We start from the raw sequence: 18294 nt of genomic DNA, 5'->3' as shown, positions 1-18294 counted from the left end.
GGGCAATATCTGATTACTGCATGCCGCGTGTTTGTAAAAATAGAATGGTGGCAGCTACACGAGAACGCACGTTGAGTTTGCGCAGCAGATTGCGAATATGCACCTTCACCGTCTGTTCAGAAATATTCAGCACTGATGCAATCTGTTTGTTCGACAGCCCCTGAGCAAGTTCATGTAACACATCCAGTTCGCGTTCGGTGAGAACGCTGAATGGGTCTTCCTGAGCGCCAAACAGGTCGCGCTCGCGCAAATATTCGCTGACGCGGGTACTAAAGGCTTTACCACCTTTGGCACCACTGCGAATAGCCTCCAGCAGGACTTCAGGATCACTGTCTTTAAGCAAATAACCATCCGCGCCGGCATCAATTAGAGCGTACACATCGTTGGCGGCATCCGATACGGTAAGAATAATAATTTGCGCGGTGACGCCATCCCGACGCAGCGCATTCAGGGTATCCAGTCCGCTCATCCCTTTCATATTGAGATCCAGTAGGATCACATCAAGGTCCAGGCGGTTTGCCAGGTCGATAGCGCTGGCACCATCACCCGCTTCCGCGACTACGTTAAAGGCGGGATCAAGTTGCAATAATTGACTAATTCCTCGCCGCATCAGTGGGTGGTCGTCAACAATCAGCACCCGAAAAGGCGTTGCTTCAGGCATACTATTCTCCTGAGTTTTTATTAGTATCATTATTGTTTTCAGCGCATCAATCGTCCAGATTCATCACGCTGATGAGAGGATAAATTTTACCCCAATTTGTGCATGGGTAAGTAGTAAAACCTGTACAGATGTAAGTATCCCGCATAATCGTGCCATTCATATTTAGAGATCCTCCGGCATAATCAATCTGCCAACAAAGGAGATCACTATGCGTAAAGCCCGTTTTACTGAGCATCAGATCATTGCCGTAATTAAATCGGTTGAATCCGGACGAATCGTTAAAGATGTCTGCCGGGAGGCCGGTATTTCTGAAGCCACTTACTATAACTGGTTGTTGCAAAGGATTGTTCAATGGTGAATAATTTTCATTGGTATTATTTTTCTTGAAATTGTCGCTTTGTCCTAATATATGATAGCCATAGGTTGTTGAATCATATCAAGCAGTGTTCCTTTGCCGATATTTGGCGTAATAACGGAAATCATTAAAGATGACCTGGCTGGCCAATTGATGGTGAGTCGTAACGAGAGTTGCCGCAACCACACCGTATGCAAGAGCATGATTGCGGCCGACTGGCGAACGTTCGATAGTGCGAGTATTGAATGATTGCCAGTCACGGCGGATTGTACTTAAGCAATATGACGGTTCAAGGCGTTTAATCTGAAACCAGCCACATATCAGCCTCTTCAAACATTTCCTGAACAGTACGGCTTATCTGCTCCTTCTCATGCTTACTGGCGTCAGTATTGATCGCCGGTAGTGTCATCATCGGTTTAACCCGAACATCAGCATCGGGGAAGAGCCGCTGAACCCTCTTAGTCAATTCTCCCAGAATGATATCTTTTGCTCCGGGCAAACCATCAAAATTCCTTTTGTCATAAACGAGTTCCACGAACATTGCTTGTAGCCTTTTTTGCTGGATGTATACACAGTATTTATACTGTGTTTTTATCCGGTATTCAAGAGGGGTTAATTGATGCCACGACGCAGCGATATTGAAATGGCCTGGCATGCTTCGATACAGAAAGAACCTAGTTGCCGGAAGACCGTCACCACATAGCGGTTTGTCCAGGAACTGAGCAAGGTCAGCTGGAACTGGACAATGAAGCAGGCTAACGAATGGATCGAGTGGTATGTAAGAACATTCCGCGATGTATCAACGCAGGAAGGGGAGAACCGTACCTTTCAGCTGTTCAATCCAAACGGAGGACTATAGCCATGGGCTTCCCTTCACCTGCCAGTGATTACGTTGAAACAAGGATCTCCCTCGATCAGCAGCTAATCAGCCAGCCCGCAGCGACTTATTTCATGCGGGCATCGCGTTCACATTTCAGGGAAGGGATAATCCAGGGGCGCTACTTGTTGTGGATGCGTCGCTTTCAGCCTGTGATGGTTCGCTGCTGATATGTGCAAGCGATACCGAACTCACCTTCAGCCCCACCTGATAAATCTGGAGAACGGGAGCGCTGCCAGAAGATGGTGATGGCTACAATTCCTCACGCGCAATATTTGGAGTTATCACGTACATCATTAATGATGCCAGGAACGCGGAGTTTGATGACTGCCCGATTATGTAGATAGAAACACACCAATGGGAAAGGATAATTATGCTTGTTTGATGGTTATTTAACCACTCATGAAATTGGTAATATTTTAGTTAAAAATATTAGATATCAATCACAAAGATTTAATGACAATTGTCTTTGAAATGACTATAAATCTACCCACTCGCTACGGATATAGCGTATCCAATATGCACTGCTGTGTGATTACGGGTGTCTGTGGATGTCAGCAGGCACCCGGTTTTTCATCATCGACTACACACAGCAGCTACCATGCCTGGCAAATTCTATATTTGAGCGGTGTTTCTCCCCATTCATTCCCCAGAGCTTCCCCACTTAGAAAACTGGCATAAAAAAACCAGCCGTAACAGGCTGGTTCTTCGAGGATTTTTGGTCGGCACGAGAGGATTTGAACCTCCGACCCCCGACACCCCATGACGGTGCGCTACCAGGCTGCGCTACGTGCCGACGCTATGGCTGCTAATACTACTGCTTTCCGCTACGAATGCAAGAGCATGTCTCGCTAACTGATTTATAATTAATCAGTTAGCAATAAATCGCTTCTCATCCGTCAGAACCTGTAACAGCAGACTTAGCTGCGGTTTCTGATCTTTTATTTTCTCGCCGCGCAAATTATAGGTCTGATAATTACCGTTGTTGTTCAGCACCAGCGTCATCTCGGGTGTGGTAACGACCATCGTGCTGCCGTCAGCGGCAGTAACCCAGTAATGGCGGCGAGTTGCATTGAACAGATCCTGCCCCTGCGAGTATTCGTTAGCAGGTGTACTGACGTGCAACAGGCGCTGCATCAGCGTTGTCATCAGGTCCGTATGATCGGTAAGACTATTGATGCGCTGTGCAGGCGTTCCCGGCCAGTGAATAACCAGAGGAACCTGCAGATGGCCTCGCGACCAGGCAAAGTTGTTCTCTTCCTGCGTCAGCGGCACGCCCCGACCTGCGGTAATAATCACCACCGTGTTGTTCAGTTTGCCGGAGTCGCGCAGGGCGCTAATAACGCGGTTGATGTTGGCATCCACATCCTGAGCGGCGCTGGCATAGCGTTTGGCAAAGTTCTTCTGGTTGCTGTCATCAAGGTTCGTCCCGTTAAAGGAGACCCACGAGAACCAGCGGTTATCTTCCTGCGCGTAGCGTCCCAGCCAGTTAATCCACTGGCTGGCAGTTTGCTCGTCAGATTGCGTTTGCACGCTTGGCATGGAGAAATCTGACAGCAGCGCCTGGCGATAAAGCGGGCTGGTAAAGCCATCCGAGGAGAATAGCCCTAACTGATAGCCCTGCTGGTTCAGCGCGGAAATCAACGCCGCAGGCGTTCGGGTCGATAAAATCCCATCCATGTAGCTTGGTGAGACGCCGTAGAACAGGCCAAAAATCCCGTTATCCGTGGTGTTGCCAGTGCTCATGTGACGCGTAAAGGAGATATTCTGCCCGGCGAATTCAGCCAGCGCAGGCATCTGCTTTTCAAAGCGTGAATAGTTCAGGCCGTCGACGGTGATTAGCAGGACGTTCTGGCCGGTGCCCATATCGCGATAGCGCAGTTCGCTCAGCGGGTACTGCACGGAAACTGCTTCCGGATTCCCCTGCTCGATCAGGCGACGCTGATACTCTTGCGCATCCAGCAGACCATGTTTTTCCAGGAACTTACGCGCCGTCATCGGGTAGGAGAGCGGCAGGTTCGCGCGCTGCATGGTAATCGGGCGATAGAAATTGGCATCCGCCCAGATATACACCACGTGCGAGGCGATAAAGCAAATGAAGAAGAATGCGGCTAATGGTTTGGCGAAGTGGCGACGACGCGTCAGGCTACGCAGCTTTTGCCAGCTCCAGGTCGCAAACAGCATTTCAATTAACAAAATCACTGGCACGCTGATAAACATCAGTTGCCAGTCACGCGCCGCTTCATTCTGGTCAGGATTGATGACCAGTTCCCAGACGATCGGGTTGAGGTGCAAATGGAAGCGGGTGAAAACTTCGCTGTCGATTAGCAACAGCGTCATGCCCACCGTCGCCAGAATAGCTGATAAGAATCGCATCAGCCTCTGGGACATGACGATAAACGTCAGGGGAAACAGGATTAGCAGATAGGTGGCAAACACCAGAAAACTAAAATGTCCGACCAGGCTTACATAGGAATAAATACGACCTGCAAGCGTTGTCGGCCAGTCGGCGACAAACAGGTAACGGCTACCGAGTACCACGGCCAACAGAATGTTGAACAAGGCAAACCAGTGCCCCCAGCTAACCATCTGGGAGACTTTCTCACGGTAGCGCTGACGATGAGTTACCATAAACTGTTGTTCGTTTCCCCGGAGCAGGCTCTTAATGCGCTTGGTCGTCGTTTACCGAAGACTGTAATGCGCGGGCAAAAGAGTTGGCAATCGCCTGGCGCTGGGCCGGTGCGATGCTTGTATTGATAAGGTTAGTCACCATATTTCCCAGTACCATCAGGGAAAGGTCGGTCGGCGCCTTATGTTTTTCCAGTACGTTGAGCATCTCATTCAGCAGTTGTTCAACGTGTTCGTCACTATAGCGGGAAATTTGTGGCATAAATCGAAATCAGTCTGTTCATGAAAGGGCAACATATTACCGTACAGACAGTTTTTTTTCTGCTTTTTTATCTTCTATTGCGTCACTGCCCGGCAGGTGGTTGAATACCGCCCGGTCTAAAAGGAGAGTTTATCATGAGTCTGGATATCAACCAGATTGCCCTGCACCAGCTTATCAAACGTGACGAGCAGAACCTTGAGCTGGTCTTGCGCGATTCATTACTGGAACCGACAGCGACGGTTGTCGATATGATGGCTGAGCTGCATCGGGTATATAGCGCCAAGAATAAAGCTTATGGCCTGTTTAGCGAAGAGAGTGAACTGGCACAAACGCTGCGTTTACAGCGTCAGGGCGAAGAGGATTTTCTGGCATTTAGTCGTGCCGCGACCGGACGCTTGCGGGACGAGCTGGCGAAATATCCTTTTGCCGACGGCGGCATTGTCCTGTTCTGCCATTACCGCTATCTGGCGGTAGAGTATCTGTTGGTCGCCGTGCTGAACAATTTAAGCAGCATGCGCGTCAATGAAAATCTGGATATCAATCCGACGCACTATCTGGACATCAATCATGCGGATATCGTGGCGCGTATTGATTTAACCGAATGGGAAACCAATCCGGAGTCCACGCGCTATCTGACGTTCCTGAAAGGGCGGGTTGGGCGCAAAGTCGCCGATTTCTTTATGGATTTCCTCGGTGCCAGCGAAGGTCTGAACGCCAAAGCGCAAAACCGTGGCCTACTGCAGGCGGTCGATGACTTTACTGCCGAGGCGCAGCTCGATAAAGCTGAACGCCAGAACGTGCGTCAGCAGGTGTACAGCTACTGCAACGAACAGCTACAAGCCGGTGAAGAGATCGAGCTGGAGTCGCTGTCCAAAGAGCTTTCCGGCGTTAGTGAAGTTAGCTTCAGCGAATTTACCGCTGATAAAGGCTACGAGCTGGAAGAGAGTTTCCCGGCGGATCGCAGTACGCTGCGTCAGTTAACCAAATTTGCCGGAAGCGGCGGTGGGTTAACCATCAACTTCGACGCCATGCTACTGGGTGAACGTATTTTCTGGGATCCGGCGACGGACACCTTGACCATCAAAGGTACGCCGCCGAACCTGCGCGACCAGCTGCAGCGTCGCACGTCGGGCGGGAAATAAACCGTTTGCCGGGTGAGAGCGTAAACGCCTTATCCGGTCGACGAGAACCATCAGTATCGATTACAAAATCCCATAAAAAAACCCCGCCTTGGCGGGGTTTTTCTTCAACTTGTTTGCGATTACGCGCGAACGAAGTCGATGTGAGACAGCTTCGGCTTGAACGGGTGACGCTGTACAGCCTGAGCTTTAACTTTAACTTCTTTACCGTCAACAACGATGGTCAGAACTTCGCTGTAGAATTCAGCTTTAGCTTGCATGTTCATAACTGCATCGTGATCCAGTTCGATAGCAATCGGGGCTTCTGCGCCACCGTAGATGATTGCCGGGAACTTGTTAGCGGCACGCAGGCGGCGGCTCGCACCCTTACCCTGCTCTTTACGTACTTCAGCGTTGATAGTAAACATTTAAATCTCTCTTTAATAATTCCTGCTACAGGCGACCCAGCAACAGGTAAGTGATCTGCTTTGCGTATGCAAAAGCGGGCGAGATTCTATACTCAAACGGGTGGTACATCAATCAAAAGTACGATTAACCGCGTAATTCATGTGCCCGACGAAAGCGTCCTTCATAATCGAAGACCTTTTCACGGACCTGCCAGTACTGACCTTTCATGCGCGCGACCACGAAATCAGGATGACGTAACAGCGCCTGCTGGGCGAGGATATCGGCGGCGGTTATCCAGCGTAAGGGAATGCCAGGCGTTCGGGTATGCGGGCGAATAAACAGTTGCTCGAAGGCTGTACGCTGCGCGGGAGTATGCAGGCGAAAGCGTTCGCTGACGTCAGCGCCATCTTCATCGTAATAGGTAATTTTCAGCCATTCGCCTTTTTCATCCTGCCCATTTTGTAGCGCCATCCCGCTGCAGCGCAGAACCAGCGCATCTTTAAGCCTGAGCGCGGCTTTCAGCATGTCATCCGGGTCAACCAGTACCGCGTCGCACTCCCTACAACGGCGGGCGGCGATGTCATTTTCCGCGTTGCACTGCGGGCAGTTTTTAAAACGGAAACGAAAATCGCACTGTTCGCGATGGCCGTCATCATCTTCAAACCATCCCTGACAGCGGCGGCCAAAGTGCTCAATCAGCGTGCCGTCGGCCGTTGTTTTGCCCCAGAAGGTGTTGGCAAACCCGCAGGCTGGGCAGAACACCTGTACTGGAACGTTGTCGCTTTTCCCTTTCGGCGCACCAACTTCCGGCGCGTACAGGTCGTGCGGGTTACCAGCGTAATCGAGGATCAGACAGTCGGTTTTACCCGGCGCCAGGCGCAGCCCACGACCGACAATTTGTTGGTAAAGGCTAACTGACTCGGTCGGGCGCAGAATGGCGATAAGGTCGACGTGCGGGGCATCGAAGCCAGTGGTCAGGACCGACACATTCACCAGATAGCGAAAACGTTGGGCTTTGAACTCTTCAATCAGCACGTCGCGTTCGGCGCCAGGCGTGTCTCCGGTGATAAGTGCGGCGTCGTCAGCAGGCAGCAGACCCAGAATTTCTTTGGCGTGTTCAACTGTGGCGGCGAAAATCATCACCCCTTTACGCGTCTGGGCAAACTCGACAATCTGGCTGATGATATGCGGCGTTATTCGCTGCTGCTTTTTCAGCTCCTGATTCAGGTCCGCTTCGCTAAACAGGCCGTTACTTTGCGCCTGCAGGCGGCTGAAGTCATATTGCACTACCGGCATGTCGAGGCGTTCTGGCGGCGTCAGGTAGCCGTGTTTAATCATGTAGCGCAGCGGTAATTCATAAATGCAGTCGCGAAACAGTGCTTTTTCATCGCCGCGCACCATTCCGTGATAATGAAAATGATAAATCCAGCCTTTGCCCAAACGAAAAGGTGTGGCGGTAAGTCCGAGCAGGCGTAAGTGAGGATTTACTTTGGTCAGGTGAGTGAGGATTTGCTGATACTGACTCTCTTCATCATCGCCAATGCGATGGCATTCATCGACGATAAGCAGGGAGAATTCTCCCTGAAAGGCGTCCAGATTACGCGCTACCGACTGTACGCTGCCAAATACCACTTTTCCGTGGCTCTCTTTACGCTTCAGGCCTGCGGCAAAAATATCGGCTTCCAGCCCCAGCGCACAATATTTCGCATGGTTTTGTGCGACCAGTTCTTTGACGTGCGCCAGCACCAGTACGCGACCACGCGCTACGCGGGCCAGCTCGGCAATCACCAGACTTTTGCCCGCGCCGGTTGGCAGGACGATAACCGCCGGGGTGCGGTGGTGGCGAAAATGGTTGAGCGTGGCGTCCACGGCTTCTTTTTGGTACGGGCGAAGAGTAAAAATCATGGGCTCACTATGATAAACAATAACAAGGAGTAGTATGCCATGAATCATTTCTCTTGAGGGATGGTATAACGCCGCTATACTGGGCGGATAACGGTCCCACTTTTCGGGCGTAAACCCGATTCTCGTATTTTTACAGGCAAAATCACACACATGCGACTTGATAAATTTATCGCTCAGCAACTCGGCGTCAGCCGCGCTATTGCCGGGCGTGAGATCCGTGCTAACCGCGTTACCGTCGACGGTGAAATCGTCAGAAATAGCGCTTTTAAGCTGCTGCCAGAACACGACGTAGAATATGACGGTAATTCCCTGGTTCAACAAAATGGCCCGCGCTATTTTATGCTGAATAAGCCTCAGGGTTATGTTTGCTCAACGGATGATCCCGATCACCCGACGGTGCTCTATTTCCTTGATGAACCGGTTGCCTACAAACTGCATGCGGCAGGGCGTCTGGATATCGACACCACTGGACTGGTGCTGATGACCGATGACGGACAGTGGTCGCATCGCATCACCTCTCCTCGTCACCATTGTGAGAAAACCTATCTGGTGACGCTGGAGTCGCCAGTGGCAGATGATACCGCCGAACAGTTTGCCCATGGTGTACAGTTGCACAATGAGAAAGACCTGACCAAACCGGCCGTGCTGGAAGTGATTACGCCAACTCAGGTGCGCTTGACCATCAGCGAAGGGCGCTATCATCAGGTCAAACGTATGTTTGCCGCGGTGGGTAACCACGTTGTGGAACTGCACCGTGAACGGATTGGTGACATCAGGCTTGATGAGGATCTGGCGCCAGGTGAATACCGTCCTTTGACTGAAGAAGAAATCGCCAGCGTTAACTTAACCCCGCGTTAATTTCAGGAGCTAAATGTGACCACCCGGCAGAACTCGTCAATTGCCATTGTCTTTATCCTTGGCTTGTTAGCCATGTTGATGCCGTTGTCGATTGATATGTATCTTCCGGCGCTGCCTGTTATCTCTGAACAGTTTGGTGTGCCAGCAGGTAGCGCGCAGATGACCCTCAGTACCTATATTCTGGGGTTCGCAGTGGGGCAACTGTTCTATGGTCCAATGGCAGACAGCCTTGGACGCAAGCCAGTGATCCTGGGCGGGACGCTGGTGTTTGCGGCGGCGGCAGTGGCCTGCGCACTGGCGCAAACCATCGATCAACTGATCGTGATGCGTTTCTTCCACGGCCTGGCTGCTGCGGCGGCGAGCGTGGTTATCAACGCCCTGATGCGTGATATCTATCCGAAAGAAGAGTTTTCGCGCATGATGTCATTCGTCATGCTGGTCACGACAATTGCGCCATTAATGGCACCGATTATCGGTGGCTGGGTGCTGGTATGGCTGAGCTGGCACTATATCTTTTGGATCCTCGCCATGGCAGCTATTCTGGCGTCGGTGATGATCCTTACACTGATCAAAGAGACTCTGCCGGTAGAGCGTCGCCAGCCGTTTCGCCTGCGTACTACTATTGGCAACTTTGCCTCGCTGTTTCGTCATAAACGTGTGCTGAGCTATATGCTGGCCAGCGGATTCAGTTTTGCCGGGATGTTCTCATTTCTGAGCGCCGGACCCTTTGTCTACATTGAGATCAACCACGTTTCACCGCAACATTTCGGTTATTACTTCGCACTGAACATCGTATTCCTGTTCGTGATGACTATCATCAACAGCCGCTTTGTGCGTCGGGTTGGGGCATTGAATATGTTCCGTACCGGTCTGTGGATCCAGTTCGTGATGGCTGGCTGGATGGTCTTTAGCACACTGTTTGGGTTGGGGTTCTGGGCCCTGGTTGTGGGCGTTGCGGCGTTTGTTGGCTGTGTGTCGATGGTGTCATCTAACGCCATGGCGGTTATTCTGGATGAATTTCCACATATGGCAGGAACGGCGTCATCGCTGGCAGGGACATTCCGCTTCGGCATTGGCGCCATCGTTGGGGCGCTGTTGTCTCTGGCGACCTTTAACTCGGCCTGGCCAATGATATGGTCGATCGCGTTTTGCGCTACCTGTTCAATTCTCTTCTGTCTTTACGCCAGTCGCGCCCAAAAACGGTGATCTATTACACATCCTGGGGGCCTTAAGGCCTCCAGAGTTGATATACATCAACCGCAAATCTATCATTTCCCCTGGTTATGTTTATTTTATGTAAAATCAATTTATGTAAAAAGTCACATCATTGTAGTTAAAAAGGTTGAGTTAGATCGCAGAAACGAGTACATATAGCCCGGAAATATGCCAGAACCATTGAATAATTTTAATTACCTGGTTCGGAAAGCGGCATAAAGACAGGGTGTAAACGTTTACCAACTGTCTGAAGACGTATTGTCAATGATGTGTTAATATTGATGTAAAATAATTGTGAAGTGATTGTGCTTCCAGGGAAAGAAAGTGATGACATTACAACTCTCAATCGTTCATCGTCTGCCGCAGAGCTATCGTTGGTCGGTGGGTTTCGCAGGTTCAAAGGTTGAACCGATTCCGCAAAACGGTCAGAGCAATGAGAACAGCCTGGTGGCGCTCAAATTGCTCAGCCCTGATGGTGACAGCGCATGGTCAGTCATGCATAAGCTCAGCCAGGCCCTCAGCGACATTGAGGTTCCTTGTTCCGTACTGGAATGCGAAGGGGAGCCGTGCCTGTTTGTGAATCGCCAGGATGAATTTGCCGCGACCTGCAGACTGAAAAACTTCGGCGTGGCCATCGCAGAGCCGTTTTCAAATAACAATCCGTTTTGAGCGTCAGCTTAGCGCAAGCAGCTGACGCGTATAGGCTTGCTGTGGCGCGTTAAATACGTGCTCGCATTGCCCTTGCTCCACAACCTCTCCCTGACGTAGCACAATAACCTGATGGCATAACGCGCGTACTACGTGCAAATCATGGCTGATAAAAATATAAGCCAGCCGATGCTTTTCCTGTAAGGACTTTAACAACGTCAGGATTTGCGCCTGTACGGTTCTGTCTAGCGATGATGTTGGCTCATCCAGGATAATCAAGGAAGGTTTGAGAATCAATGCTCTGGCGATGGCAATACGTTGACGCTGACCGCCGGAAAACTCAGCCGGGTAACGATGCCGCGTTTCGCTATCCAGTCCCACTTCCGTCATCACCGCTTTCACCTGCGCCTCGCGTTGTTCGGCTGACAGGGTTGGCTGATGAACGCGTAACCCCTCCTCGATAATCTGTAGCACGCTCAGGCGTGGGTTAAGCGAGGAGTTGGGATCCTGAAATACCACCTGAATACGGTGACGGACCGGCAACAGCTGGCGACGATTTAAGGTATGCAGCGCCTGACCATCGAACACAATACTTCCCTGTGAGGAGATTAACCTCAGGAGCGCCAGTCCGGTAGTGCTTTTCCCCGACCCAGACTCACCTACCAACCCCAGCGTTTCACCGGGCCGCAGAGAGAAACTGATATTGTTAACCACGACGTTGTGGTCCACCACACGCTTCAGGATACCTTTGCGGATGGGGAAGGCGACGTGCAGTTTTTCCACTTCCAGCAGCGGGGCTTGTCCGGCCGGTAAAGGTACCGGGTCGCCGGAAGGTTCACTGTTTAGCAATTTCTGCGTGTAGGGATGCGTGGGCGCAGTGAGCAACTGTGCTGCTTTATTTTGCTCAACGCACTGACCGTTTTGCATGACTGCCACGGTATCGGCCAGCTTTTTCACAATGCTGAGGTTGTGGGTGATGAACAGTAATCCCATGTTCAGCTCGCGCTGTAGTTCCCTCAGCAGTTGCAGGATCTGTGCCTGAACGGAAACGTCCAGCGCGGTAGTCGGTTCATCGGCAATCAGCAGCTCCGGTCGTGTTAGCAATGCCATGGCAATCATCACGCGCTGGCGTTCCCCGCCGGACAGTTGGTGCGGGTAGTCTGCGAGACGTTTGGCCGCCTGACGGATGCCGACGCGATCCAGACAGGTCAGGATTTCTGCTCGCGCGGCCTCCCGACGCATTCCCCTATGCAGCGACAGCACTTCATAAAGCTGTTTTTCCAGATTGTGGAGCGGGTTCAGTGACACCATTGGTTCCTGGAAAATCATGGCGATTTTATTCCCCCGCACGCCGCGAAGCGTTTGCTCATCGGCGTGAAGTAATGATTCACCATGAAAACGGATGTCGCCGGAAAGGTAGACGACCGGAGGGGAGGGCAATAACCGTAAAATAGATAGCGCGGTCACGCTTTTACCTGAGCCGGACTCACCCACCAGTGCCAGCGTTTGTCCGGCATCAACGCGCAGTGACAGACTGTTGACCACGATGCGCACGGTCTCTTGTTGACGAAAACCTACCGATAAATTGTCAATAGCTAACAGAGGTTGTGTCATCTTAAATCGCCTTGTTGGGATCGAACGCGTCGCGTACCGCTTCACCAATAAAGATCAGAAGCGATAAGAGCAGGGCAACGGAGATGAACGCGGTAATGCCAAGCCACGGTGCCTGCAGGTTGTTTTTACCCTGTAACAGAAGTTCTCCGAGCGATGGCGAGCCAAGCGGTAAGCCAAACCCAAGAAAATCCAGCGAGGTTAGAGTGGTTATCGAGGCGCACAAAATAAACGGTAAAAAGGTCAGAGCGGCAACCATCGCATTGGGTAGCATATGGCGCAGAATAATACTGCTATCGCTCACGCCTAGCGCCTGAGCGGCACGAATATAATCAAAGTTTCGGGTACGTAAAAACTCCGCGCGCACCACGCCAACCAGGCTCATCCAGCCAAACAACACCGTAATACCCAGCAGCCACCAGAAGTTAGGCTGGACAACGCTCGACAGTAGAATGATGAGAAACAGCGTTGGCATACCGGACCAAACTTCAATGAATCGTTGCCCCCACAGGTCCACCTTGCCGCCATAATAGCCCTGTATTGCGCCAGCCATAATGCCCATCACGCTCGAACACAGGGTGAGCATTAAGCCAAATAAGACCGAAATACGTGTGCCGTAGAGGATCCGTGCCAGTACATCACCGCCGTTGGCGTCTGTTCCCAGCCAGTTTTGTGCAGAAGGCGGGGAAGGGAAGGGCTTATCGGTGGCAAAATTAATGCTGGTGGCCCCAAAGCGTATTGGTGCCCACAGGATCCAGCCCTGGTTTTCCAGGCGCTGCTGTAGCCACGGATCCTGATAATCAGCCCGGGTCGCCAGCGGTCCGCCGAAGTCGCTTTCACTGTAGTTTTTGAACAGGGGGAAATACCAGCTATTGTCGTAGCGCACCAGTAACGGCTTATCATTGGCAATCAGCTCTGAACACAGACTAAGACCGAACAGCACCAGAAAAATCCACAGCGACCAGTAGCCGCGACGGTTGTGGCGAAAGCGCGCCCAGCGGGCCTGATTGACGGGGCTTAATCGCGACATTAGCGTCCCTCAAAATCAATACGGGGATCGACCAGCGTATAGCTGATGTCGCTGAGGATATTCAGCAGCAGACCGATCAGGGTGAAGATATAGAGTGTGCCAAACATTACCGGGTAGTCGCGTGATACGGTGGATTCATACCCCAGTAGTCCCAGACCGTTAAGCGAGAACATCACTTCAATCAGCAGCGAACCGGTAAAAAACATGCTGATAAACGTCGCCGGGAAGCCGGCGATCACCAGCAACATGGCATTGCGAAACACATGTTTCCACAGAATATTTTTCTCGCTGACTCCTTTAGCGCGTGCGGTGACGACATACTGTTTGCGCACCTCATCCAGAAATGAGTTCTTGGTCAGCATAGTCAGCGCGGCAAACCCACCAACTACCGTCGCCAGCACCGGCAGGGTAATATGCCAAAGGTAGTCAGTCACTTTCTGATACCAGGGCAGGGAGTCAAAATTGGCGGAAACCAGCCCGCGCAGCGGGAACAGGTCGTAGTAGCTGCCCCCGGCAAAAAAGACGATCAGCAAAATGGCAAACAGAAAGGCCGGAATGGCATAGCCAATAATAATAAATGCGCTACTCCAGATATCAAACCGGCTGCCGTTGTGAACCGCTTTGCGGATCCCAAGCGGTATTGACACCAGATAGATGATGAGCGTACTCCATAGGCCCAGCGTAACGGAAACCGGCAGGCTGTCTTTGATAAGCGTCAGCACAGAGGCGCTACGAAACAGGCTGTCGCCGAAATCGAAACGAATATAGTCCCAAAGCATTTTGAAATAACGCTCATGAATGGGCTTATCGAACCCGTAGCGCCGAGTGATTTCCGCGATGACTTCCGGGTCCAGACCCCGGCCGCCGCGATAATTACTGTCGCTGATGTTACCAACGCCGGTTTGCGTATGGCTGGCGCGAACGCCTTCGCTACCCGCGCCAGGTAATGCCCCGCTTTGCCCGAACTCAATGGCGGCGACGGCCTGTTCAACCGGACCGCCGGGGGCAATTTGCACGATAAAAAAGTTGATGGTGATGATGGCCCAAAGCGTTGGGATCACCAGCAGCAGACGTCGAATCAGATAAGCGCCCATCTATTCTCCCTGCCGTCTGGCTGCGGGCAGTTTCGCCGCTTTGTTGACGTCATACCACCAGTTGTCGAGGCCAATGGTATAAATTGGGCGAATAGCCGGATGCGAAAATTTGTCCCACCAGGCGATACGATCCTCGGCCATAAACCACATCGGCAACATGTAGTAATTCCAGGTTAAAACTCTGTCCAGTGCCCGGCCGAGTGGGATCAGTTTGGCTTTATCACCTTGCGCGGCAATGATTTGACCGATCAGCTTATCGATAACAGGGCTTTGCACACCGGGGGCGTTATAGCTGGAGTCAATATATTGAGAAGCCCACAGAATTTGCAGGTCTGAACTCGGCCACGGCATTGCGCGATACAACCTTGGCATCATGTCATAGTCGCGACTGCGTAAGCGGTTGGTGATTTGTGAGTTATCAACCTGGCGGATGTTCATGGTAATGCCTAAGCGTTGCAGGTTGTGCTGGAACGGCAACACCCACTGACTGTTGCTGCCCGCCGGGAGCAATAGTTCAAAGCTCAGAGGTTTACCGCTGACGCTGTTTACGCGCTGCTGCCCCTTGAGTACCCATCCGGCTTGTTCCAGTAAGGTATCGGCTTTCAGCAAGTTCTCACGATCGTAGCCATCGCCTTTTGATTTTGGCGGCTGATAGATTTGGCTGAAGACCTCAGGAGGGAGATCTTTTTTCAAGGGCGCGAGAATCACCAGTTCATCTGCATCGGGGTATTTTGTCGCAGCATATTCGGTATTCTGAAAATAGCTGTTGGTCCGGCTCCAGGCGTTATAGAACAGGGCTTTATTCATCCATTCAAAATCAAAGGCCAGCGTGATGGCTTCCCGCACCCGTCGGTCACTGAACACCGGACGCTGAATATTAAAGGCCAGCCAGCGCGTATCCTGGGCGGATTCATTTTTTTGTTCATCTTTGATGATGTAATGATTCGCAAAATTTTTCCCGGTATAACGCGTCGCCCAGTTTTTGGCATCATTTTCAAGACGCAGATCAAACGCACCGGCCTTAAACGCTTCAAAGGCGACGTTATCATCCAGATAATAGTCGTAGCGGATGGTATCGAAGTTCCAGCGTCCACGATTGACGGGGAGATTAGCGGCCCAATAATCTTTGACGCGCGAATAGACAATATACTGGCCCATCTTCCATTTGGTAATGCGATAAGGGCCGCTGGCGAGCGGTGGCGAGGATAAGGGATCGCTGAGCTTATGATCTTTCCAGTACTTCTCTGGCATCACGGGTAATGAAAACAGGCTGAGCATGTCCTCTTTACCCGGTTTGGCTAATTCAATGCGTACGGTTAATGGCGCGATGGCTTTTACCGTTGTTCCCTTGTAGACCAGACGAAACTGCGGCACGCCTTCAGTCATAAATTTGTGGAAGGTGAATGCGACGTCGCGGGCGGTAATGGGTGATCCATCGTGAAAACGCGCTCGTGGATTAATGGCAATTTCTACCCAGGAATAGTCGTCAGCATAGCGTGCGCTGTCGGCAATGAGCGGGTAATAGCTACCAGGTTCATCGTCAGAGGTCGTAAACAGCGTATCGTAAAGCGTTTCGGTACGTGCGCCGGGATTACCTCGCATTGCATAGCGGTTAAAGTTGTCAAATGTGCCAATGGCGGAGAGGGTGATTTGACCACCTTTAGGGGCTGCGGGATTAACATAATCGAAGTGATTAAAGTTAAACGCGTACTTCGGTTCACCCAGCACGGCAAAAGCATAGCTTTCTTTGATGGACTGCGCCTCGGCGCTAAACCCGATGAGGGCGATAAACAGCAGCAATACGCGAGGGATCATGTAAAAGCGATTTCCTTTTCCTGCCACAACCCGACGGGCATCATGCCTGAAAGATAAGGGATGTAGCGGCGAGTGAGAGTATATGAATCGCATACTGCGATCACCACGTCGGCTTATTGGGCTGTGCCATCCAACGCACGAAATCAGCAAGCTTTAATGGTCGGCTAATCCAGTACCCCTGGAAAAAATGCACCCCACGATCGCGCAGCCAATGGGCTTGCTCAGGTGTTTCTACCCCTTCAGCAACCGTCAGCATATTAAGACGTTTAGAGAGTGTCAACACGGCGTCCAGAACCGGAGAGGTCAGGGTTTCCGTCCCAATGGCGTTAATAAAGCCGCGATCGATTTTCAGGTAGTCAACGGTAAAGCGTTCCAGATAAATAAGCGCACTATGACCGGTGCCAAAATCATCAATGGCAATCTCAAAACCTGCGGAATGCAGCCATTCAAATAGCTTTGTAGCCTCGTGCTGATTGAGCATATCTCGTTCAGTGATTTCCAGTACTATCTGAAAATAGTTTGCGGGAAGCGAAGCGTGCAGGTGCCGAATGTCGTCCTTAAACGTCTCGCCGTGTAAGTGCGTTGGCGCGATATTGATCCCCAATTTTGCGCCAACGGGTAACACTTTTTGCAGCGCCGGCGCGTCCAGGGCTATCAGCTTGAAGAGGTGCTGAGTTAGCGGCACAATCATTTTCTGTGATTCAGCGTAATGAATAAAGGCATCCGGTGGGATCTCACCCGTTGTTGGGTGATTCCAACGTAACAGTACCTCGACGCCTTTCACCTCGAGCGTTTGCATCTCTACGACTGGCTGGTACACCACATAAAACTGGTTATGTTTGATGGCGTTGAGGATATCTTTGCCTGGGCGTAAACGGATGCTGTAGATGTAGTACCAGAGAAGGAGGGCGGTCATGATCCCGGCCATGCATCCGAGCATGATGGCGTATCCCACATCTTTATATGTCCACCGATCCGCGTAAAAACGCACCTCCAACGGGAATGTAGACAAGGCTGCATTATATGATGGGAGAGCAGGGAGTTCAGACACGGGGATTAATTGTTTGGAAAACGTGGTGATAGCCGTCTTCCCGACGATGAGTGCCACACCGTTGAAATCATCTTGCCGGGCGTTATAGAGAAGATAGGGTGCCAGGTTAACATTCAGGGTGGCAAAAACGCCGCTGTTCTGTAATGAATGATTGCGATACCAAATGAGTATTGCCGGTTTATTCGGCATCATTGGCGTACCGGGCTGGAGATCCATATCGATATCTTTCGTCATGTCCAGCACGCGAACCAATTGCTGAAGAGGCGTATTCATTGAACCGGTTGCTGAAGAGCAGAAAGCGATACCGTCTTTTACCAGCAAAAAGGCCCGCACATTCAGGCTAAACGCGGCGCTGGAAGTGAGTTGAGCTGAAGCTTGCGAGCAGGTGTCTTTTACCAGAGGTTGTAGTGTGTTGGTGGTGGTTTCAAGGTCAGCGAAGAAACTTTCAATATAGTTTTGTATGTTAGACGTTAGCGTGTCGTACTTTGCGTTTCGTTGATGCCATGACATAAAAAACTGCAGTGAGCTGACGAGTAACGCGACGACTATCCCCGTTATAACGCAGGTGAGCAGGAGTTTCCGATCGGAAGAAGAGGAGCGCCTTAACATAGTTCCTTATGTTTACCTGAAGTAACCACTTATCCTGTATGAATATAACCTGAAATGACTCATGTTGTGAGATTTTTCTTAGTCACAAGGGCAAAGCAAAAAAAAGCACCGCCGTAGCAGTGCTTTTTTATATGTCTCATCAGGATAGC

The 18294-nt window shown here is 51.2% G+C and carries 15 protein-coding genes, 1 tRNA gene and 3 pseudogenes; 6 read left to right on the top strand and 13 right to left on the bottom strand.

The window, feature by feature from the left end; translation table 11 throughout:
* Positions 1-13: 13 nt before the first annotated feature.
* Positions 14-661, bottom strand: a complete 648-nt coding sequence (gene narP, locus OGV74_RS14620; RefSeq protein ID WP_003027518.1) for a nitrate/nitrite response regulator protein NarP — start codon at positions 659-661, stop codon at positions 14-16.
* A gap of 208 nt (positions 662-869) precedes the next feature.
* On the opposite strand from narP, the pseudogene OGV74_RS14615 reads away from it, so the two are divergent.
* A pseudogene (locus OGV74_RS14615) lies at positions 870-992 on the top strand (transposase); the annotation flags it as partial.
* Positions 993-1314: 322 nt separating this feature from the next.
* Here OGV74_RS14615 and OGV74_RS14610 read toward each other — a convergent pair.
* Together OGV74_RS14610 and OGV74_RS14605 are read right to left on the bottom strand one after the other, a co-directional pair.
* A complete protein-coding gene (locus OGV74_RS14610; protein WP_003027513.1) occupies positions 1315-1557 on the bottom strand; it encodes a DinI family protein in 243 nt (80 codons plus the stop codon).
* A gap of 93 nt (positions 1558-1650) precedes the next feature.
* A pseudogene (locus tag OGV74_RS14605) lies at positions 1651-1731 on the bottom strand (DinI family protein); the annotation flags it as partial.
* Positions 1732-1877: 146 nt separating this feature from the next.
* Here OGV74_RS14605 and OGV74_RS14600 point away from each other — a divergent pair.
* A pseudogene (locus OGV74_RS14600) lies at positions 1878-2236 on the top strand (HumD family translesion DNA polymerase).
* 376 nt (positions 2237-2612) lie between these two features.
* Here OGV74_RS14600 and OGV74_RS14595 read toward each other — a convergent pair.
* The 3 genes from OGV74_RS14595 to OGV74_RS14585 all read right to left on the bottom strand — a co-directional run bounded on the left by OGV74_RS14595 (position 2613) and on the right by OGV74_RS14585 (position 4783).
* A tRNA-Pro gene (locus tag OGV74_RS14595) sits at positions 2613-2689 on the bottom strand.
* A 74-nt stretch (positions 2690-2763) separates the two neighbouring features.
* On the bottom strand, positions 2764-4524 hold the full coding sequence (gene yejM, locus OGV74_RS14590) for an LPS biosynthesis-modulating metalloenzyme YejM (protein ID WP_086504354.1): 1761 nt from the start codon (positions 4522-4524) through the stop codon (positions 2764-2766).
* A gap of 31 nt (positions 4525-4555) precedes the next feature.
* Complete coding sequence (locus OGV74_RS14585; RefSeq protein WP_003027506.1) at positions 4556-4783, bottom strand: YejL family protein; 228 nt, start codon at positions 4781-4783, stop codon at positions 4556-4558.
* A gap of 134 nt (positions 4784-4917) precedes the next feature.
* On the opposite strand from OGV74_RS14585, the gene yejK reads away from it, so the two are divergent.
* Complete coding sequence (yejK, locus tag OGV74_RS14580; RefSeq protein ID WP_003027504.1) at positions 4918-5925, top strand: nucleoid-associated protein YejK; 1008 nt, start codon at positions 4918-4920, stop codon at positions 5923-5925.
* 119 nt (positions 5926-6044) lie between these two features.
* Here the strand turns inward: yejK and rplY are convergent, their stop codons facing one another.
* Together rplY and radD are read right to left on the bottom strand one after the other, a co-directional pair.
* Positions 6045-6329, bottom strand: coding sequence for a 50S ribosomal protein L25 (gene rplY / locus OGV74_RS14575; protein WP_003027502.1), 285 nt, complete (start codon positions 6327-6329; stop codon positions 6045-6047).
* A gap of 124 nt (positions 6330-6453) precedes the next feature.
* A complete protein-coding gene (radD, locus tag OGV74_RS14570; RefSeq protein ID WP_044701147.1) occupies positions 6454-8214 on the bottom strand; it encodes a DNA repair helicase RadD in 1761 nt (586 codons plus the stop codon).
* A gap of 150 nt (positions 8215-8364) precedes the next feature.
* On the opposite strand from radD, the gene rsuA reads away from it, so the two are divergent.
* From rsuA to OGV74_RS14555, 3 genes are all read left to right on the top strand, one after another.
* Positions 8365-9072: a 16S rRNA pseudouridine(516) synthase RsuA gene (rsuA, locus tag OGV74_RS14565; protein WP_003027496.1), complete on the top strand. Its 708-nt coding sequence runs from the start codon at positions 8365-8367 to the stop codon at positions 9070-9072.
* A 15-nt stretch (positions 9073-9087) separates the two neighbouring features.
* Positions 9088-10278: a Bcr/CflA family multidrug efflux MFS transporter gene (locus tag OGV74_RS14560; RefSeq protein WP_003027494.1), complete on the top strand. Its 1191-nt coding sequence runs from the start codon at positions 9088-9090 to the stop codon at positions 10276-10278.
* 333 nt (positions 10279-10611) lie between these two features.
* Positions 10612-10956 carry a YejG family protein gene (locus tag OGV74_RS14555; RefSeq protein ID WP_085951589.1) on the top strand — a complete coding sequence of 115 codons (345 nt, stop codon included), beginning with the start codon at positions 10612-10614 and terminating at the stop codon, positions 10954-10956.
* 3 nt (positions 10957-10959) lie between these two features.
* Here OGV74_RS14555 and yejF read toward each other — a convergent pair whose 3' ends face one another.
* The 5 genes from yejF to OGV74_RS14530 form a co-directional block, all read right to left on the bottom strand.
* Positions 10960-12549, bottom strand: a complete 1590-nt coding sequence (gene yejF / locus OGV74_RS14550; RefSeq protein ID WP_061548533.1) for a microcin C ABC transporter ATP-binding protein YejF — start codon at positions 12547-12549, stop codon at positions 10960-10962.
* A 1-nt stretch (position 12550) separates the two neighbouring features.
* Positions 12551-13576, bottom strand: coding sequence for an ABC transporter permease (locus tag OGV74_RS14545; protein ID WP_003840055.1), 1026 nt, complete (start codon positions 13574-13576; stop codon positions 12551-12553).
* Complete coding sequence (locus tag OGV74_RS14540; protein WP_086504353.1) at positions 13576-14670, bottom strand: microcin C ABC transporter permease YejB; 1095 nt, start codon at positions 14668-14670, stop codon at positions 13576-13578. The genes OGV74_RS14545 and OGV74_RS14540 overlap by 1 nt, the downstream gene beginning before the upstream one ends.
* A complete protein-coding gene (locus tag OGV74_RS14535) occupies positions 14671-16485 on the bottom strand; it encodes an extracellular solute-binding protein (RefSeq protein ID WP_003027480.1) in 1815 nt (604 codons plus the stop codon).
* A 100-nt stretch (positions 16486-16585) separates the two neighbouring features.
* Positions 16586-18145 (bottom strand): cyclic di-GMP phosphodiesterase, encoded by a 1560-nt coding sequence (locus OGV74_RS14530; protein ID WP_086504352.1) that lies wholly within the window; start codon positions 18143-18145, stop codon positions 16586-16588.
* Positions 18146-18294 lie beyond the last annotated feature (149 nt).

The sequence above is a fragment of the Citrobacter sp. Cf116 genome (assembly GCF_030336505.1).
GTDB classification, from domain to species: Bacteria; Pseudomonadota; Gammaproteobacteria; order Enterobacterales; family Enterobacteriaceae; genus Citrobacter; species Citrobacter freundii.
Note: the sequence above shows the minus strand (reverse complement) of the source record. Positions and strands in the feature narration are given on the sequence as shown.

Bases quoted from the DNA above. Each gene is read 5' to 3' on its own strand.
- OGV74_RS14610 (WP_003027513.1), bottom strand. From the start codon at position 1,557: ATGTTCGTGGAACTCGTTTATGACAAAAGGAATTTTGATGGTTTGCCC.
- OGV74_RS14545 (WP_003840055.1), bottom strand. From the start codon at position 13,576: ATGTCGCGATTAAGCCCCGTCAATCAGGCCCGCTGGGCGCGCTTTCGC.
- yejK (WP_003027504.1), top strand. From the start codon at position 4,918: ATGAGTCTGGATATCAACCAGATTGCCCTGCACCAGCTTATCAAACGT.
- OGV74_RS14540 (WP_086504353.1), bottom strand. From the start codon at position 14,670: ATGGGCGCTTATCTGATTCGACGTCTGCTGCTGGTGATCCCAACGCTT.
- OGV74_RS14585 (WP_003027506.1), bottom strand. From the start codon at position 4,783: ATGCCACAAATTTCCCGCTATAGTGACGAACACGTTGAACAACTGCTG.
- radD (WP_044701147.1), bottom strand. From the start codon at position 8,214: ATGATTTTTACTCTTCGCCCGTACCAAAAAGAAGCCGTGGACGCCACG.
- yejF (WP_061548533.1), bottom strand. From the start codon at position 12,549: ATGACACAACCTCTGTTAGCTATTGACAATTTATCGGTAGGTTTTCGT.
- narP (WP_003027518.1), bottom strand. From the start codon at position 661: ATGCCTGAAGCAACGCCTTTTCGGGTGCTGATTGTTGACGACCACCCA.
- OGV74_RS14535 (WP_003027480.1), bottom strand. From the start codon at position 16,485: ATGATCCCTCGCGTATTGCTGCTGTTTATCGCCCTCATCGGGTTTAGC.
- yejM (WP_086504354.1), bottom strand. From the start codon at position 4,524: ATGGTAACTCATCGTCAGCGCTACCGTGAGAAAGTCTCCCAGATGGTT.
- OGV74_RS14530 (WP_086504352.1), bottom strand. From the start codon at position 18,145: ATGTTAAGGCGCTCCTCTTCTTCCGATCGGAAACTCCTGCTCACCTGC.
- rplY (WP_003027502.1), bottom strand. From the start codon at position 6,329: ATGTTTACTATCAACGCTGAAGTACGTAAAGAGCAGGGTAAGGGTGCG.
- rsuA (WP_003027496.1), top strand. From the start codon at position 8,365: ATGCGACTTGATAAATTTATCGCTCAGCAACTCGGCGTCAGCCGCGCT.